We start from the raw sequence: 12,575 nt of genomic DNA on the forward strand, positions 1-12,575 counted from the left end.
CGTGGACCGGTGCGGCGACAGCTGTGCCGAGTCCGCCGGAGCACCGGCCGGCGCGGCTTTGCCCGTGCGCCGGGGCTACGATCGGCCACACGCCCCGAGCGGCGGTCCGGACCGGTGGGGGATACTGGCGACGACAACGCGCGGGGCGGCGGGAGGACGATGTGAACGACCCGTACGGCGGGTACCCGGCAGCGGGCGGAGCGGCATCGTGGAGAAGGCAGTTGAGCGTCTGTACGTTGCCGGACCGAGCCGGTCTGAAGGTGACAGGGGAAGTCTGCCTGCCCACTCAGCCGGTGTGGGAGCGCGCCCTGGAGCGCGTGCCGCGGCAGCGCCAGGAAGGCCCGTACCGACTGGAGCTCTCGGCGCTCACCTTCATCGACGTGGCCGGGGCCGCGGCTCTGGCGACGACCGCCCAGAGCCTGGACGACGAGCAACGCATCGTGCTGGAAGACCCACCGCCCGCCCTGAGCCGCCTCCTCGAGCTGTTCTGGCCCGACCTGTCCGCGATCGAGGTGGCCACCGCATGAATGCCATGACCGAGACCGACCCCTTCGTCCACCCGGCGCTCTTCTACCGCGGGGAGCAGGAGTACTTGGCGGGCACCGTGCCGTTCGTCCGTGCGGGCCTCGACGCCGGTGAGGCGGTGGCCGTGGCGGTTCCCGGGGCCAACCTCGAACTCATCCGCGCCGCGCTCGGCAAACAGGCCTCGCGGGTGCGGCTCCTCGACATGACGGAGGCGGGCCGCAACCCCGGCCGGATCATCCCGCGCGTCCTACGGGCCTTCGCCGACACCCATGCCACCCGGCGGGTCCGTATCATCGGTGAGCCGATCTGGGCCGGGCGCACCGAGACCGAGTACCCCGCCTGCGTACAGCACGAGGCGCTCATCAACCTGGCGTTCCGGGGCCGAGAGGCAACGATTCTCTGCCCCTACGACGCGCAGCGCCTGGAAGAGACGGTCCTGGCCGACGCCCACGCCACGCACCCCACGATCATCGAAGCCGGTACGCAGGACACCAGCGCGTCCTACGCCCCCGAAGCGGTGGTCTCCCGCTACAACCAGCCCCTCGACGCGCCCGGTGACGCGCCGTCGACGCCCTACGGGGCGGAGTCACTGCCCGACGTCCGCCACGCGGCCGCGCGCCGGGCGGCCGAGCTCGGCCTGCCCGAGTCCCGCCTCGGCGACTTCGCCCTCGCGGTGGCGGAGCTGACGACCAACAGCGTGATCCACGGCGGCGGCGCGGGCACGCTGCGGATCTGGTCCAAGGACCAGTACGTCGTCTGCGAGGTACGGGACGCGGGCCTCCTCGCCGACCCCCTGGCCGGCCGCCACCCCGCGTCCCGGGACCAGCGCGGGGGGCGTGGACTGCTGCTCGTGCACGTGCTCGCGGACCTCGTCCGCCTGCACACCGCTCCGGGCGAAGGCACGACCATCCACTGCTACTTCGCACGCTGACCGGCTACCCGGCGAGGCCCGGGCGACCGGGTGACCGCGTGCCCGGGGAGAGCGCCATGGCTCTCCCCTCTTGATGTGCCCCCGTCACCCTGTTCCAATTGGTCCGGACCAATTGCGTCGAGTGGAAGGCACGACCGTGCGACGGACCCCCCACCCGCCCCGCCAACCGCTCCCCCTGCGGACCGCCTGCCTCCTTGTCACCGCGGCGGTCTGCGGACTGAGTTCCTGCGCCTGGGGCGGTGGTGACGGCAAGGCCACCCGGATGCCGTCGGCGCCGCGCGGGCTCACCGTCCAGGCGGGCAGCGCGACCTCCGTGCACGTCATGTGGAACAGCACCACCGACGGGTCCGACATCGACGGCTACGAGATCTACCGCGGCGCCGACAAGGTCAAGGACGTCCCGGCCGACCAGCACATGGTCGACGTCACCGGGTTGAAGCCGTCGGCCACGTACACCTTCTTCGTACGGGCCCGCGACACCGACGGCAACGTGAGCCCGGACAGCACCAAGCTGGAGGTCAGCACGCCCGCCGCCACCGCCGCCGACCGCAAGGCCCCGTCGCGTCCCGCCACCCTGCGCGGCGCGGCCGAGGGCGGCCGCGCGGCGACCCTCGCCTGGGCCGGGTCCAAGGACAACCGGAGCGTCGCCTCGTACGAGATCTTCCAGGGCGGCTCGAAGATCCACAGCGTCGGCGGGGGCACCACGGACACCCTGATCACGGGCCTGCGGCCGGGTACCGCGTACACATTCACCGTGAAGGCGCGCGACGCCGCCGACAACTTCTCCGCCGCGAGCCCCAGCGTGCGCGTCACCACCGCGGCGGGCAAGGACAGCGGGCGCGCCACGGCCCCGGCGGACTTCCAGGCCCGTACCCACCGCTCGAAGGACGACAAGGCGTACTACATCGACCTCACCTGGAAGCCGCCGCGCACCGGCGGTGCCGTGACGGAGTACCAGATCCACCTGGACGGCCGGAGCGCCACGTCGCTGGTGTTCGGCGGCGAGACACCGACGGACAAGGCGAAGCACAGCTTCTACGTGGGCCGCGAGGCGGGCGAGACGCACCGCGTGAAGCTGCGTGCCAAGCTGCCCGACGGCACCTGGGGCGGCTACTCCCCCGAGCGGACCGTCACCACCCGCTGACGCAGGACCTCCGCCGTGCGCAGGCACCAGTCGTACGTCTCGCGCTCGAAGGCCAGGCCGCGGCGGCACGTCAGATAGGGCCCGATCCGCCTGCCGGTCCGCAGGAACTCCTCCTCGTCCATCTCCCCGCGCAGCCGCACCAGGAGCTTGCCGAGGACGTCGGCCTTGGCCTCGGCGACCGCCGCGCGCTCCTGGAGCTGCGCGATCACCGGGGCCGGGTCGACGCCGTCGACGGCCTGCACCTTGACCAGCAGGTCGTCCCGGATGAAGGACGGTTTGGCGGGCGTCGCGGCGAACCGCTCGAGCTCCGCGACGCCCGCCTCGGTGACGTGGAACATCCGCTTGTTCGGCCGCCCCTCCTGCACCACCTCGCGCCCGGCGACGAGTCCCTCGCCCTCCAGGCGCGCCAGCTCGGCGTACAGCTGCTGCGGCAGCGCGTGCCAGAAGTTGGCCACGCCGATGTCGAAGCCCTTGGCCAGCTGATATCCGCTGAACTCGCCGTCGAGCAGCGCCGCGAGCACCGCGTGCCGCAAGGCCATGGCCGCCTCCTTCTCCCGCTCGGTCCGCTCCGCCGGGGGCTTTTGCCGCGCGCCCAGCTCCGCCATCATAGTCAAGAATCAGAATACTCAGTTTCATGAGTATCTCGAGTACCTGGACCGGGAGGTTTCCCCATGGCCGCAGCACCTGTCGTCGACGCCGCCGCCCGCTTGCGCGAAGCGGTCGAGAAGCGCGAACTCGCCGCGCTCGACGACCTGTTCACACCGGACATCCGCTTCTACAGCCCCGTGAAGTTCCAGCCCTTCGAGGGGCGCCGGACGGTCGTGGGGCTCTTCGGGGTGCTGCTGCGCCTCTTCGAGGACTTCCGGTACATCGGGTCGTACGAGGGCACGGCGCGGACCAGCGCCGACGGCAGCGAGGCGGCCTCGGCCGTGCTGCCGTTCCGGACGACGGTGAACGGCAAGGAGATCCACGGCATCGACCTGCTGCACTTCGACGAGGACGGCCGGATCAAGGAGTTCACGGTGATGGTGCGCCCGCTGTCGGCGGTGCAGACGCTCGGCGCGGCCGTGTACGCGGGCCTGGTCGCCGACGGCTTGGTGCCACCGCTCCCCGAGGAGCGGTGACACCGGGCCTTTGGGGGCGGCCGCCGGCTCAGGCGGGCAGCGGCACGTCCAGGCGTGCCTTGCGGTGGCTGAAGGTCGCGAGGGAGTGCGGGCCGTGATAGGCGCCCATCCCGCTCTCGCCGACACCGCCGAACGGCAGCTCGGGCACGGAAAGATGGGCCATCGGCAACCCGAACCCGAGCCCGCCCGACGACGTCTCCGCGGCGAGGCGCTCACGGGTGTCCTCGGAGTCGGTGAAGGCGTACAGGGCGAGCGGCTTGTCGCGGTCGTTGATGAACCCGATCGCCTCGTCGAGCCCCTCGACCTCGACGATCGGCAGGATCGGGCCGAAGATCTCCTCCCGCATGACCGGTTCGTCGGGGCGCACCCCGGCGAGCACGGTCGGCGCGATGTACTTGGTGGCGCGGTCGGTCTGCCCGCCGGTCACCACGCGGCCCGAGCCGAGCAGGCCCGACAGCCGGTCGAAGTGCCGCTCGTTGACGATGCGGCCGTACGCGTCCGAGGCCGCCGGGTTCGCCCCGTACCGCTCCTCGACGGCCTCCGCGAGGGCCGCCTCCAGGGCGCGGGCGGTGGCGGGGTCGGTCAGGACGTAGTCGGGGGCGACGCAGGTCTGCCCCGCGTTGGCGAACTTGGTGCGGACCAGGCGCCGGGCGACCTCCGTGGTGTTCACACCGGCGTCGACGAAGGCCGGTGACTTGCCGCCGAGTTCGAGGGTGACCGGGGTCAGGTGCTCGGCGGCGGCGCGCATGACGATGCGGCCTACGGTGCCGTTGCCGGTGTAGAAGATGTGGTCGAAGCGCTGCGCCAGCAGTTCCGTGGTCTCGGGCACGCCGCCCTCGACGACGGCGACGGCGTCCGTGTCCAGATGGCGCGGCAGCAGCCGGGCGATCACCGCGGAGGTGGCGGGGGCCATCTCACTGGGCTTGACGACCACCGCGTTGCCCGCGGCGAGCGCTCCCGCCACGGGTACGAGCAGAAGCTGCGCGGGGTAGTTCCACGGCGCGACGACGAGGACGACGCCCAGCGGGTCGTACTGCGTGCCCGCGCGCGCCCGCTCCCCGAAGACGCCGCTGACGTCCACGGACTCCGGGCGCAGCCACTCCTCCAGATGGTCCAGGGTGTGGTCGATCTCCCGCACGGAGAAGTCGATCTCGGAGCGGTAGGCCTCGGCCCGGGGCTTGCCCAGGTCCGCGTGGAGGGCGTCCGCGATGTCCTCGCGGTGCTCGGTGAGCATGTCGCGCAGGCGCGTGAGCTGCTGCCTGCGCCACGCCAGGGGCCGGGTGCGGCCGGTGCGGAAGGTGGCGCGGAGCCGGGCCACGAGGGTCGCGGGGTCCTCGGCGGGCGTGGGGGTGGTGCTGTCGTTCATGAGTTCCTCACGGGTGTCGCTGTGGGTGCGGGCAGGAGCCCGGTGAGCAGGGCGTTCGTGGCGGGGCGCAGCAGGGTGGCCGCGTCGGGCGTGGATTCCAGGCCGATGACGAGGGCCAGGCAGATGTCGGCGGCCCGGGCGGGGGTGACGTCGGACGCCTCCCGTACGCCCGCCGCCGCGAACTGGGCGGTCAGCAGCGCCCGTACCCGTTCGGTGAAGGCGTCGCAGATGTCGCCGGACAGCCGGGCCTTGGTGTCGACGAGTTCGGCGGTGTGCGGGGAGCCGCCGACGAGGTCGAGGACCAGGTCGAGCTTGGCGGCGAGGACGCCGTGGACGCGCTCGGCGGTCGGCACGCCGGACACCGCCGCGGCCTCAGCACGCTCCAGGGCCCGGTCGTGCAGACGGCGCGCCAGCTGCCGGACCGCGTCGTCCTTGCCCCGCACGTACTGGTAGACCGCCGAGCGCGAGACGCCCATCTCGCTCGCGATGTCGTCCACCGTGGTGCGCCGCACGCCGTATCTGGTCAGGCACGTGTAGGTGGCGTCGAGGACGTCGGTGAGTCGGTCGGTGGCCATGGCTCCAGTCGGTTCCGTGCGTGGCGCATGCGGGACGTATGACGCATGCGGGCTGCGGGCGTTTCACGCTGCTCGCGATACAGCTGCGGGCGTTTCGCGCTGCGGGCGTTTGAGCTGCTGCTGCTGTTGTTGCTGCTTCGGACGCGCTGACGTTTCGTACGCAAAGTGTCAGGCTGCCGTGCTTTCGACGGTAGGCGACGGCCCCATAGAGGGCCAATAGGATGTTCTGCATGGCCCATAGAGAATCCAATGGCCCTGGCGCGAACCGGGGGCGTTCGCGCGCACCGCTGGATCTGTCGCTGCTGCGTACGTTCCTCGCCGTGCACCGCTCCGGCTCGTTCACCGCCGCCGCACGGGTGCTGGGCCTCTCGCAGCCGACGGTGACGACACAGATCCGCTCCCTGGAGCAGCAGCTGGGGCGTGAGCTGTTCGAGCGCAGGCCGCGCGGGGCCGTTCCGACCTCCGTCGCCGACGAGCTGGCCGCGCAGGTGGCGGCCCCGATCGACGCGCTCGCGGCGGTGGCCGACCGGGGCCCGCTCGCCCCCGAGAAGCGCCCGGACCCGGTCCACCTGGCCGGTCCCGCCGCGCTGGTGTGCACCAAGGTGCTGCCCTCGCTCGCGGCGCTCACCGGACAGGGCGTGCGCCTGCGCGTCACCCTCGGTCTGACCGACGACCTGCTCGACGGGTTGCGCGGTGGCCGCTTCGACCTGGTGATCTCCACGGTCCGGCTGCGCGGGCGCACGCTCAGCGCGGTCCCGCTGGCGGACGAGGAGTTCGTGCTGGTCGCCGCGCCGGCCGTGGCGGAGCGCATCGGCGCGGGGCGGGTCGCCACCGAGGGGCCCGCCGCGCTGCGCGGCGTACCGCTGCTCGCGTACGCCGACGACCTGCCCCTCGCCCGCCGGTACTGGTGGCACGTCTTCGGTGAGCGGCTCACCGGGGATGCCGCGATGACGGTGCCGGACCTCCGCGGGGTGCTCGCGGCGGTCGTGGCCGGGGCGGGCGTCAGCGTCCTGCCGCGCTATCTGTGCGTCGACGAGCTCGCCTCGGGCGCGGTGGTGCCGCTGCTACTGCCCGAGGACCCGCCGATCGACACCAGCTACCTCGCGCAGCGGCCGGGTGCTCCCGCGAATCCGCACGTCCAGCTCGTCCGCGACCGCCTTCTGCGGTCCGCTCCGGCCTGGTGACGCTCCCGGCCGGGGGGTGGCTCGCCCCGGCGGGCGGTCGTCCTGCGGCCGGACGACGGAATCCGTCACCTGCCCGGCGTCCGTCCGCATGCGCCGCGGACCGACGCCGCGTTGGCTCGACGTCAGGTAGCACGGGCGTTTCCCGACTCCGGCGGCGCATGGGACGTACCGCCTCCCGTGCCACCGGAGGGAAGAAGCATGCGCACCACCCAGATATCGCTGCTGTCTCCACGCTCCGGACTGTTCGTGGCCGCCCTCGCGCTTCCGCTGGCGCTCTCCGCCCCGGCGGCGGTCGCGGGTCCGGGGATCACCGTGACCGTCAACGGGTCGACCGTGCAGGTCAGCACGACCGCCTGCACCGGCGGCGGCAAGGCGGCCCTGATGAGCAACGGCACCGCCAGCTTCGCGTCGGGCCGCCAGGCCCAGCTGTCGGGCGGCACCGCGTCCTGGCCGAACGTCGCATCCGGCACCCATACGGTGGCGGTCATCTGCACGGACGGCTCGGCTGCGGGTTCGCAGAGCGTGACGGTCGGCACCAGAGCGACGTCGACGCCCACGGTCTCGTCGACGACGGCGCCCCGCGGTGTGCGCGGCGGTGTCGGCGGCGCGGTCGAGGACTACGGCACGATCACGCTGGCGGCGGGCGGAACCATGGTGGCCGCGGCCGCGGCGGGCGGTGTCTGGTTCATGCGCCGCCGCACGGCCCGCGGCCGCTTCTGACCCGGGCCTCCCCCACGGCCGGACCACCCGATCCGGCTCCCACCCGCGGCCGGGGCCCCGCCCCGGCCACCGACCGGCCCGAGTCCGGCCCCGGCATCGTCGCCGGGTCCGGGCGCGGGCCTTCGCGGTGTGCGGCTGGATGCGGCCGGGAGGGGTGGGGGCCGGGACGGCCGGGGGGTGGTGTGCGGCCGGGACGGCCGGGAACGGCCGGGAAGGCCCGGGAGCGGGGGACGGTCGGCGTCCGGGGCCGGGGCGGTGCCATGCCCCCTTGTCGGGGCCGCGTTCCCGACCTACGGTCCTCCCAGTCGACGGGGAGGGACCTCCATGTCACGACCTCTCAGCGTTCAGCTCTACTCCGTGCGCGCGGAGTTGGCGGCCGACCGTGCGGGGACGCTGGGGCGGCTCGCGGCGATGGGGTACGGCGCGGTGGAGGCGTTCGACGTCACCGACGACGCCGCGGGGCTGCGGCGCGTCGCCGACGACCTGGGCCTCGCCGTGTCCGGCGCGCACGTCGCGCAGGCACTGACCGGTGCGCCGGGCGCCGTGTTCGACGCGGTCGCGGAGCTCGGCACCGACCTCGCGATCGTCCCCGCCGGGTTCCCGCACGAGGACTTCACCGCGTACGAGGGCCTCGCCCGGGTCGCGGAACGGCTGAACTCCCTCGCAGAGCGGGCAGCCGGGCACGGGCTCCGGCTCGGCTACCACAACCACTGGTGGGAGATCGAACCCCGCCTCGGCGAGCACGGCGCCCGGCACGCCCTCGAGGTCCTGGCCGGGCTCCTCGAACCGGCCGTGTTCCTCGAGGTCGACACCTACTGGGCGGCGGTCGGCGGCGCCGACGTACCGGCGCTGCTCGGCCGCCTCGGCGAGCGCGTGCAGGCCCTGCACCTCAAGGACGGCCCGGGTACGAAGGAGGACCCGAACGTCGCCGTGGGCGGCGGCACCATGCCCGTGCCCGAGGTCCTCGCAGCCGCACCCGACGCGTGGCGGGTGGTCGAGTTCGACGCGTGCGCGGGCGACCTCCTGGGGGAGCTGGAGGCGAGCCGCGCCTACGTCAGCGCGCTGGAGGCGGGGTGAACACCGGCCCCGTCGGTGTCGCCGTGGTCGGCGCGGGCGTCATCAGCGCCGAGTACTTGCGCACGCTCAGCTCCTTCCCCGACGTACGTCTGGTCGCGGTCGCGGACCTGCTCCCGGAGCGCGCCGCCGCCGCTGCCCGCACGCACGGCGTCCCGCTCGCCGGCGACCTGGCCACGGTCCTCGACGAACCGGACGTCGAGCTGATCGTCAACCTCACCGTGCCCGCGGCCCACGCGCAGGTGGCGGCGGCCGCGCTGCGGGCCGGGAAGCACGTGTACGGCGAGAAGCCGCTCACGCCGACGCCCGCCGACGCGGAGAAGCTGCTCGCCGAGGCGTCGGAGCGCGGCCTCCTGCTCGGCTGCGCCCCCGACACCTTCCTGGGCGCGGGCCTCCAGTCGGCGCTGCGGGCGATCCGCGCGGGCCACATCGGGGCACCGGTCGCGGCGACGACGGTGGTGCAGAGCCTCGGGCCCGAGTCCTGGCACCCGGACCCGGGGTTCTTCTACCAGCCGGGCGCGGGACCGCTCTTCGACCTCGGGCCCTACTATCTGACGGCCCTGGTCGCCCTGTTCGGAAGCGTGGAGCGGGTGGCGGCGACGGCGGCACGGGCCCGCGAGCGGCGCACGGTGGGTTCGGGCCCGCTGGCCGGTCGGACGTTCCCGGTGGACGTGCCGACGCATGTGAGCGCGCTGCTCGCCTTCGCCTCGGGGGTGAGCGCCAACGCGACGTTCAGCTTCGACAGCGCCCACTCCCGCATCGGGTTCGAGGTCACCGGCACGGAGGGCACCCTCGCCGTGCCGGACCCGAACACCTTCCGGGGCCCGCTGCGGCTGCGGGCCAACGGCAGCGAGGCGTGGCGCGAACTGCCCGTGACGGGGCGTACGGACGGGCGCGGCCTCGGCGTCGTCGACATGGCACGGGCCGTCCGCGCGCACGAGGCCAAGGCTGGTCGCGGGCCTGCCGGTCCTGCGGTGCCGGCGGCACGCACCGCGCAGGACGGTCCCGCCGCGCGCGCCCCACGGCACGGTCCAGCCGTGGACACCACCGACGACGGGCCGTCCGGCCAGGCGTCGACCAACCGGGCGTCCGCCGCACTGGCCTGCCACGTCCTCGCGACCATGACGGCGATCCAGCGGTCCGCCGCCACCGGGGCGTTCGTACCCCTGTCGGCCCAGGTCGTACCCCCGCCGCCACTGCCCGAGGACTGGGATCCGACGGCGGCCACACTCACGGCGGGCTGAGCCTGCCCGCGAGCCCCCTCACCCGGCGTCGTCCAGTTCCTCCAGGGTCCGCGTGAGCCACTGCGTCCAGAACGTCTCCAGGTCGATGCCCGCCCGCAGCACCACATGGCGCAGCCGGTCCTCCATGGTGTCCCTGCCGGGCGGGAAGTCGCGGCGCTCGATCTCCTCGTACTCCGCCAACTGCGCCGTGTGCAGGGCGAGATGGCGGCGCAGGTCGTCCTCGATGCCGTCCGTGCCGACGACGGCGGCGGCCCGCAGGCGCAGCAGCAGGGTGTCGCGCAGCGGTTTGGGGTCCTGGCTCGCGGCCGTCCAGCGGGCCAGTTCGCCCCGGCCCGCGGGCAGCACCTCGTACTCCTTCTTCTGCCCGCGGGCGGCCCGCTGTGACGGCAGCGCGCGGATGAGCCCGTCGCGCTCGAGCCTGCCCAGCTCGCGGTAGATCTGCTGGTGCGTGGCCGACCAGAAGTAGCCGATCGACCTGTCGAACCGGCGAGTCAGCTCCAGACCCGAGGACGGCTTCTCGAGCAGGGCGGTGAGGATCGCGTGCGGGAGTGACATGTCGGCATCCTAGGGACGACGCGCGGCCCTCCGCCGGAACGGCCGCGCGGGCACATCCCCGAGGCCCACGCGGGCGAAGGCGTCACAGCGCGGCGGCCAGCTCCGTGCCCTGCTTGATGGCGCGCTTGGCGTCCAGCTCGGCGGCCACGTCGGCGCCGCCGATGAGGTGCGCGTCGACGCCCGCGGCGACCAGCTCGTCGTACAGGCCGCGGCGCGGCTCCTGGCCGGTGCACAGGACCACCGTGTCCACGGGGATGGTGCGCGTCTCGCCGTCGACGGTGATGTGCAGGCCCTCGTCGTCGATCCGTTCGTACCGGACACCGGCGACCATCGACACGCCCCGGTGGCGCAGCTCGGTGCGGTGGATCCAGCCGGTGGTCTTGCCGAGGCCCTGGCCGACCTTGGACGTCCTGCGCTGGAGGAGGTGGACGGTGCGCGGCGGTACCGGCCGCACGGGAGCGGTCAGACCACCGCGGTCGCGGTAGTCCATGTCGACACCCCACTGCTTGAAGTACGTCGCCGGGTCCAGGCTGGCCTTGTCGCCGCTGTCGGTCAGATACTCCGCCACGTCGAAGCCGATACCGCCCGCGCCGACGATCGCGACCCGCTCGCCCACGGGTGCCCCGTCGCGCAGGACGTCCAGATAGCTGACGACGCTCGGGTGGTCGACGCCGGGGATGTCGGGGGTGCGGGGGGTGACGCCGGTGGCGACGACCACCTCGTCGTGACCGGCCGCGGCGAGCTGCTCCGCCGTCACGCGCGTGTTCAACTCGACGCGCACGCCGTGCTGTGCGAGCTGGGTGCGGAAGTAGCGCAGCGTCTCGTCGAACTCCTCCTTGCCGGGGATGCGGCGGGCGATGTCGAGCTGTCCGCCGATGTGCGGCGCGGCGTCGTACAGGGTCACGTCGTGGCCGCGCTCGGCCGCGGAGACCGCGAATGCCAGGCCCGCGGGGCCCGCGCCGACGACGCCGACGCGCTTGGCGCGCCGGGTCGGCGAGAGCACGAGCTCCGTCTCGTGGCAGGCGCGGGGGTTCACCAGGCAGGAGGTGATCCGCAGGCTGAAGGTGTGGTCGAGGCAGGCCTGGTTGCAGCCGATGCAGGTGTTGATGGCTTCGAACTGCTCGGCCCGCGCCTTGGCGACGAAGTCCGGGTCGGCGAGGAGCGGGCGTGCGAGCGAGACCATGTCGGCGGCGCCGTCGGCGAGCAACTGCTCGGCGATGTCCGGGGTGTTGATGCGGTTGGTGGTCACCAGGGGCACGGCGACCTCGCCCATGACCTTCTTGGTCACGAAGGTGTACGCGCCGCGCGGCACCGAGGTCGCGATGGTGGGGATGCGTGCCTCGTGCCAGCCGATGCCGGTGTTGATGATGGTGGCGCCGGCCGCCTCGATCTCCTTGGCGAGGTGGACGACCTCGTCGAGGGTGGAGCCGCCGGGCACCAGGTCGAGCATCGAAAGGCGGTAGATGACGATGAAGTCCTGGCCGAGTCGTGCGCGTGTGCGGCGGACGATCTCGACGGGGAAGCGGATGCGGTTCTCGTACGAGCCGCCCCACCGGTCGGTGCGGTGGTTGGTGGGCGCCGCGATGAACTCGTTGATCAGATAGCCCTCGGAACCCATGACCTCGACGCCGTCGTAGCCCGCGAGTTTCGCCAGCTCGGCGGTGCGCACGAAGTCCTCGATCGTCTGCTCGACCTCGTCGTCCGTGAGGGCCCGGGGCGGGAACGGGCTGATCGGCGCCTTGATCGCGCTCGGCGCCACCAGGTTCTCGTGGTAGGCGTAGCGGCCGAAGTGCAGGATCTGGAGGGCGATCCTGCCGCCTTCGCGGTGCACCGCGGCGGTGACGCCCGCGTGCTGTCCGGCCTCCGCCTCGGTCGTCAGCTTGGCGCCGCCGTCCCACGGGCGGCCCGCCTCGTTGGGGGCGATGCCGCCGGTGACGATGAGGCCGACGCCGCCGCGCGCCCGGGCCGCGTAGAACTCGGCCATCCGCGCGAACCCGTCCGGCGCCTCCTCGAGGCCCACGTGCATCGAACCCATCAGGACCCGGTTGGGCAGGGTCGTGAAACCCAGGTCGAGCGGGCTGAGCAGGTGCGGGTAACGGCTCACGGAACTCATGCGGGCGGCCCTCTTTCGTA

Annotated in this window: 13 protein-coding genes; 8 read left to right on the plus strand and 5 right to left on the minus strand. The window is 73.3% G+C overall.

From position 1 onward, the window contains the following. The first annotated feature begins 260 nt into the window (after positions 1–260). From ACH4DX_RS16840 to ACH4DX_RS16850, 3 genes are all read left to right on the plus strand, one after another. Positions 261–527, plus strand: coding sequence for an STAS domain-containing protein (locus ACH4DX_RS16840; protein WP_398118549.1), 267 nt, complete (start codon positions 261–263; stop codon positions 525–527). Continuing rightward, a complete protein-coding gene (locus ACH4DX_RS16845) occupies positions 524–1,456 on the plus strand; it encodes an anti-sigma factor RsbA family regulatory protein (RefSeq protein ID WP_398155632.1) in 933 nt (310 codons plus the stop codon). The genes ACH4DX_RS16840 and ACH4DX_RS16845 overlap by 4 nt, the downstream gene beginning before the upstream one ends. A 136-nt stretch (positions 1,457–1,592) precedes the next feature. Beyond that, positions 1,593–2,600, plus strand: coding sequence for a fibronectin type III domain-containing protein (locus ACH4DX_RS16850; RefSeq protein ID WP_398155633.1), 1,008 nt, complete (start codon positions 1,593–1,595; stop codon positions 2,598–2,600). Here the strand turns inward: ACH4DX_RS16850 and ACH4DX_RS16855 are convergent. After that, the gene (locus ACH4DX_RS16855; protein ID WP_398118543.1) at positions 2,567–3,139 is read right to left on the minus strand and encodes a PadR family transcriptional regulator; all 573 of its coding nucleotides are present in this window, start codon (positions 3,137–3,139) and stop codon (positions 2,567–2,569) included. The two genes, ACH4DX_RS16850 and ACH4DX_RS16855, sit on opposite strands and share 34 nt — an antisense overlap. A 132-nt stretch (positions 3,140–3,271) precedes the next feature. Here ACH4DX_RS16855 and ACH4DX_RS16860 point away from each other — a divergent pair, with 132 nt between their 5' ends. Continuing rightward, a complete protein-coding gene (locus tag ACH4DX_RS16860; RefSeq protein ID WP_398155634.1) occupies positions 3,272–3,724 on the plus strand; it encodes a nuclear transport factor 2 family protein in 453 nt (150 codons plus the stop codon). A 28-nt stretch (positions 3,725–3,752) separates the two neighbouring features. Here ACH4DX_RS16860 and ACH4DX_RS16865 read toward each other — a convergent pair whose 3' ends face one another. After that, positions 3,753–5,090, minus strand: a complete 1,338-nt coding sequence (locus ACH4DX_RS16865; RefSeq protein WP_398155635.1) for an aldehyde dehydrogenase family protein — start codon at positions 5,088–5,090, stop codon at positions 3,753–3,755. Beyond that, positions 5,087–5,665 (minus strand): TetR/AcrR family transcriptional regulator, encoded by a 579-nt coding sequence (locus tag ACH4DX_RS16870; RefSeq protein ID WP_398155636.1) that lies wholly within the window; start codon positions 5,663–5,665, stop codon positions 5,087–5,089. Before ACH4DX_RS16870 ends, ACH4DX_RS16865 begins: the two co-directional genes overlap by 4 nt. 230 nt (positions 5,666–5,895) lie before the next feature. On the opposite strand from ACH4DX_RS16870, the gene ACH4DX_RS16875 reads away from it, so the two are divergent. The 4 genes from ACH4DX_RS16875 (at position 5,896) to ACH4DX_RS16890 (ending at position 9,887) form a co-directional block, all read left to right on the plus strand. Beyond that, positions 5,896–6,849 (plus strand): LysR family transcriptional regulator, encoded by a 954-nt coding sequence (locus ACH4DX_RS16875; RefSeq protein WP_398155637.1) that lies wholly within the window; start codon positions 5,896–5,898, stop codon positions 6,847–6,849. Positions 6,850–7,047: 198 nt separating this feature from the next. Continuing rightward, entirely contained in the window at positions 7,048–7,569 is a 522-nt protein-coding gene (locus ACH4DX_RS16880; RefSeq protein WP_398155638.1) for a hypothetical protein, read from the plus strand. A 324-nt stretch (positions 7,570–7,893) separates the two neighbouring features. Beyond that, entirely contained in the window at positions 7,894–8,646 is a 753-nt protein-coding gene (locus ACH4DX_RS16885) for a sugar phosphate isomerase/epimerase family protein (protein ID WP_398155639.1), read from the plus strand. Beyond that, a complete protein-coding gene (locus ACH4DX_RS16890; protein ID WP_398155640.1) occupies positions 8,643–9,887 on the plus strand; it encodes a Gfo/Idh/MocA family protein in 1,245 nt (414 codons plus the stop codon). The genes ACH4DX_RS16885 and ACH4DX_RS16890 overlap by 4 nt, the downstream gene beginning before the upstream one ends. A gap of 18 nt (positions 9,888–9,905) precedes the next feature. On the opposite strand, the gene ACH4DX_RS16895 is transcribed toward ACH4DX_RS16890, so the two are convergent. Then, a complete protein-coding gene (locus ACH4DX_RS16895) occupies positions 9,906–10,442 on the minus strand; it encodes a PadR family transcriptional regulator (protein WP_398155641.1) in 537 nt (178 codons plus the stop codon). An 82-nt stretch (positions 10,443–10,524) separates the two neighbouring features. Beyond that, positions 10,525–12,546: an FAD-dependent oxidoreductase gene (locus tag ACH4DX_RS16900; RefSeq protein WP_398155816.1), complete on the minus strand. Its 2,022-nt coding sequence runs from the start codon at positions 12,544–12,546 to the stop codon at positions 10,525–10,527. Positions 12,547–12,575 lie beyond the last annotated feature (29 nt).

It is taken from the genome of Streptomyces sp. NPDC017940 (assembly GCF_044328435.1).
Taxonomy (GTDB): Bacteria; Actinomycetota; Actinomycetes; order Streptomycetales; family Streptomycetaceae; genus Streptomyces.

What these genes read in the sequence shown, in the direction of transcription:
- ACH4DX_RS16855 (WP_398118543.1), bottom strand. Translation starts at nt 3,139, where the DNA reads ATGGCCTTGCGGCACGCGGTGCTCGCGGCGCTGCTCGACGGCGAGTTC.
- ACH4DX_RS16880 (WP_398155638.1), top strand. Translation starts at nt 7,048, where the DNA reads ATGCGCACCACCCAGATATCGCTGCTGTCTCCACGCTCCGGACTGTTC.
- ACH4DX_RS16865 (WP_398155635.1), bottom strand. Translation starts at nt 5,090, where the DNA reads ATGAACGACAGCACCACCCCCACGCCCGCCGAGGACCCCGCGACCCTC.
- ACH4DX_RS16870 (WP_398155636.1), bottom strand. Translation starts at nt 5,665, where the DNA reads ATGGCCACCGACCGACTCACCGACGTCCTCGACGCCACCTACACGTGC.
- ACH4DX_RS16860 (WP_398155634.1), top strand. Translation starts at nt 3,272, where the DNA reads ATGGCCGCAGCACCTGTCGTCGACGCCGCCGCCCGCTTGCGCGAAGCG.
- ACH4DX_RS16845 (WP_398155632.1), top strand. Translation starts at nt 524, where the DNA reads ATGAATGCCATGACCGAGACCGACCCCTTCGTCCACCCGGCGCTCTTC.
- ACH4DX_RS16875 (WP_398155637.1), top strand. Translation starts at nt 5,896, where the DNA reads ATGGCCCATAGAGAATCCAATGGCCCTGGCGCGAACCGGGGGCGTTCG.
- ACH4DX_RS16885 (WP_398155639.1), top strand. Translation starts at nt 7,894, where the DNA reads ATGTCACGACCTCTCAGCGTTCAGCTCTACTCCGTGCGCGCGGAGTTG.
- ACH4DX_RS16895 (WP_398155641.1), bottom strand. Translation starts at nt 10,442, where the DNA reads ATGTCACTCCCGCACGCGATCCTCACCGCCCTGCTCGAGAAGCCGTCC.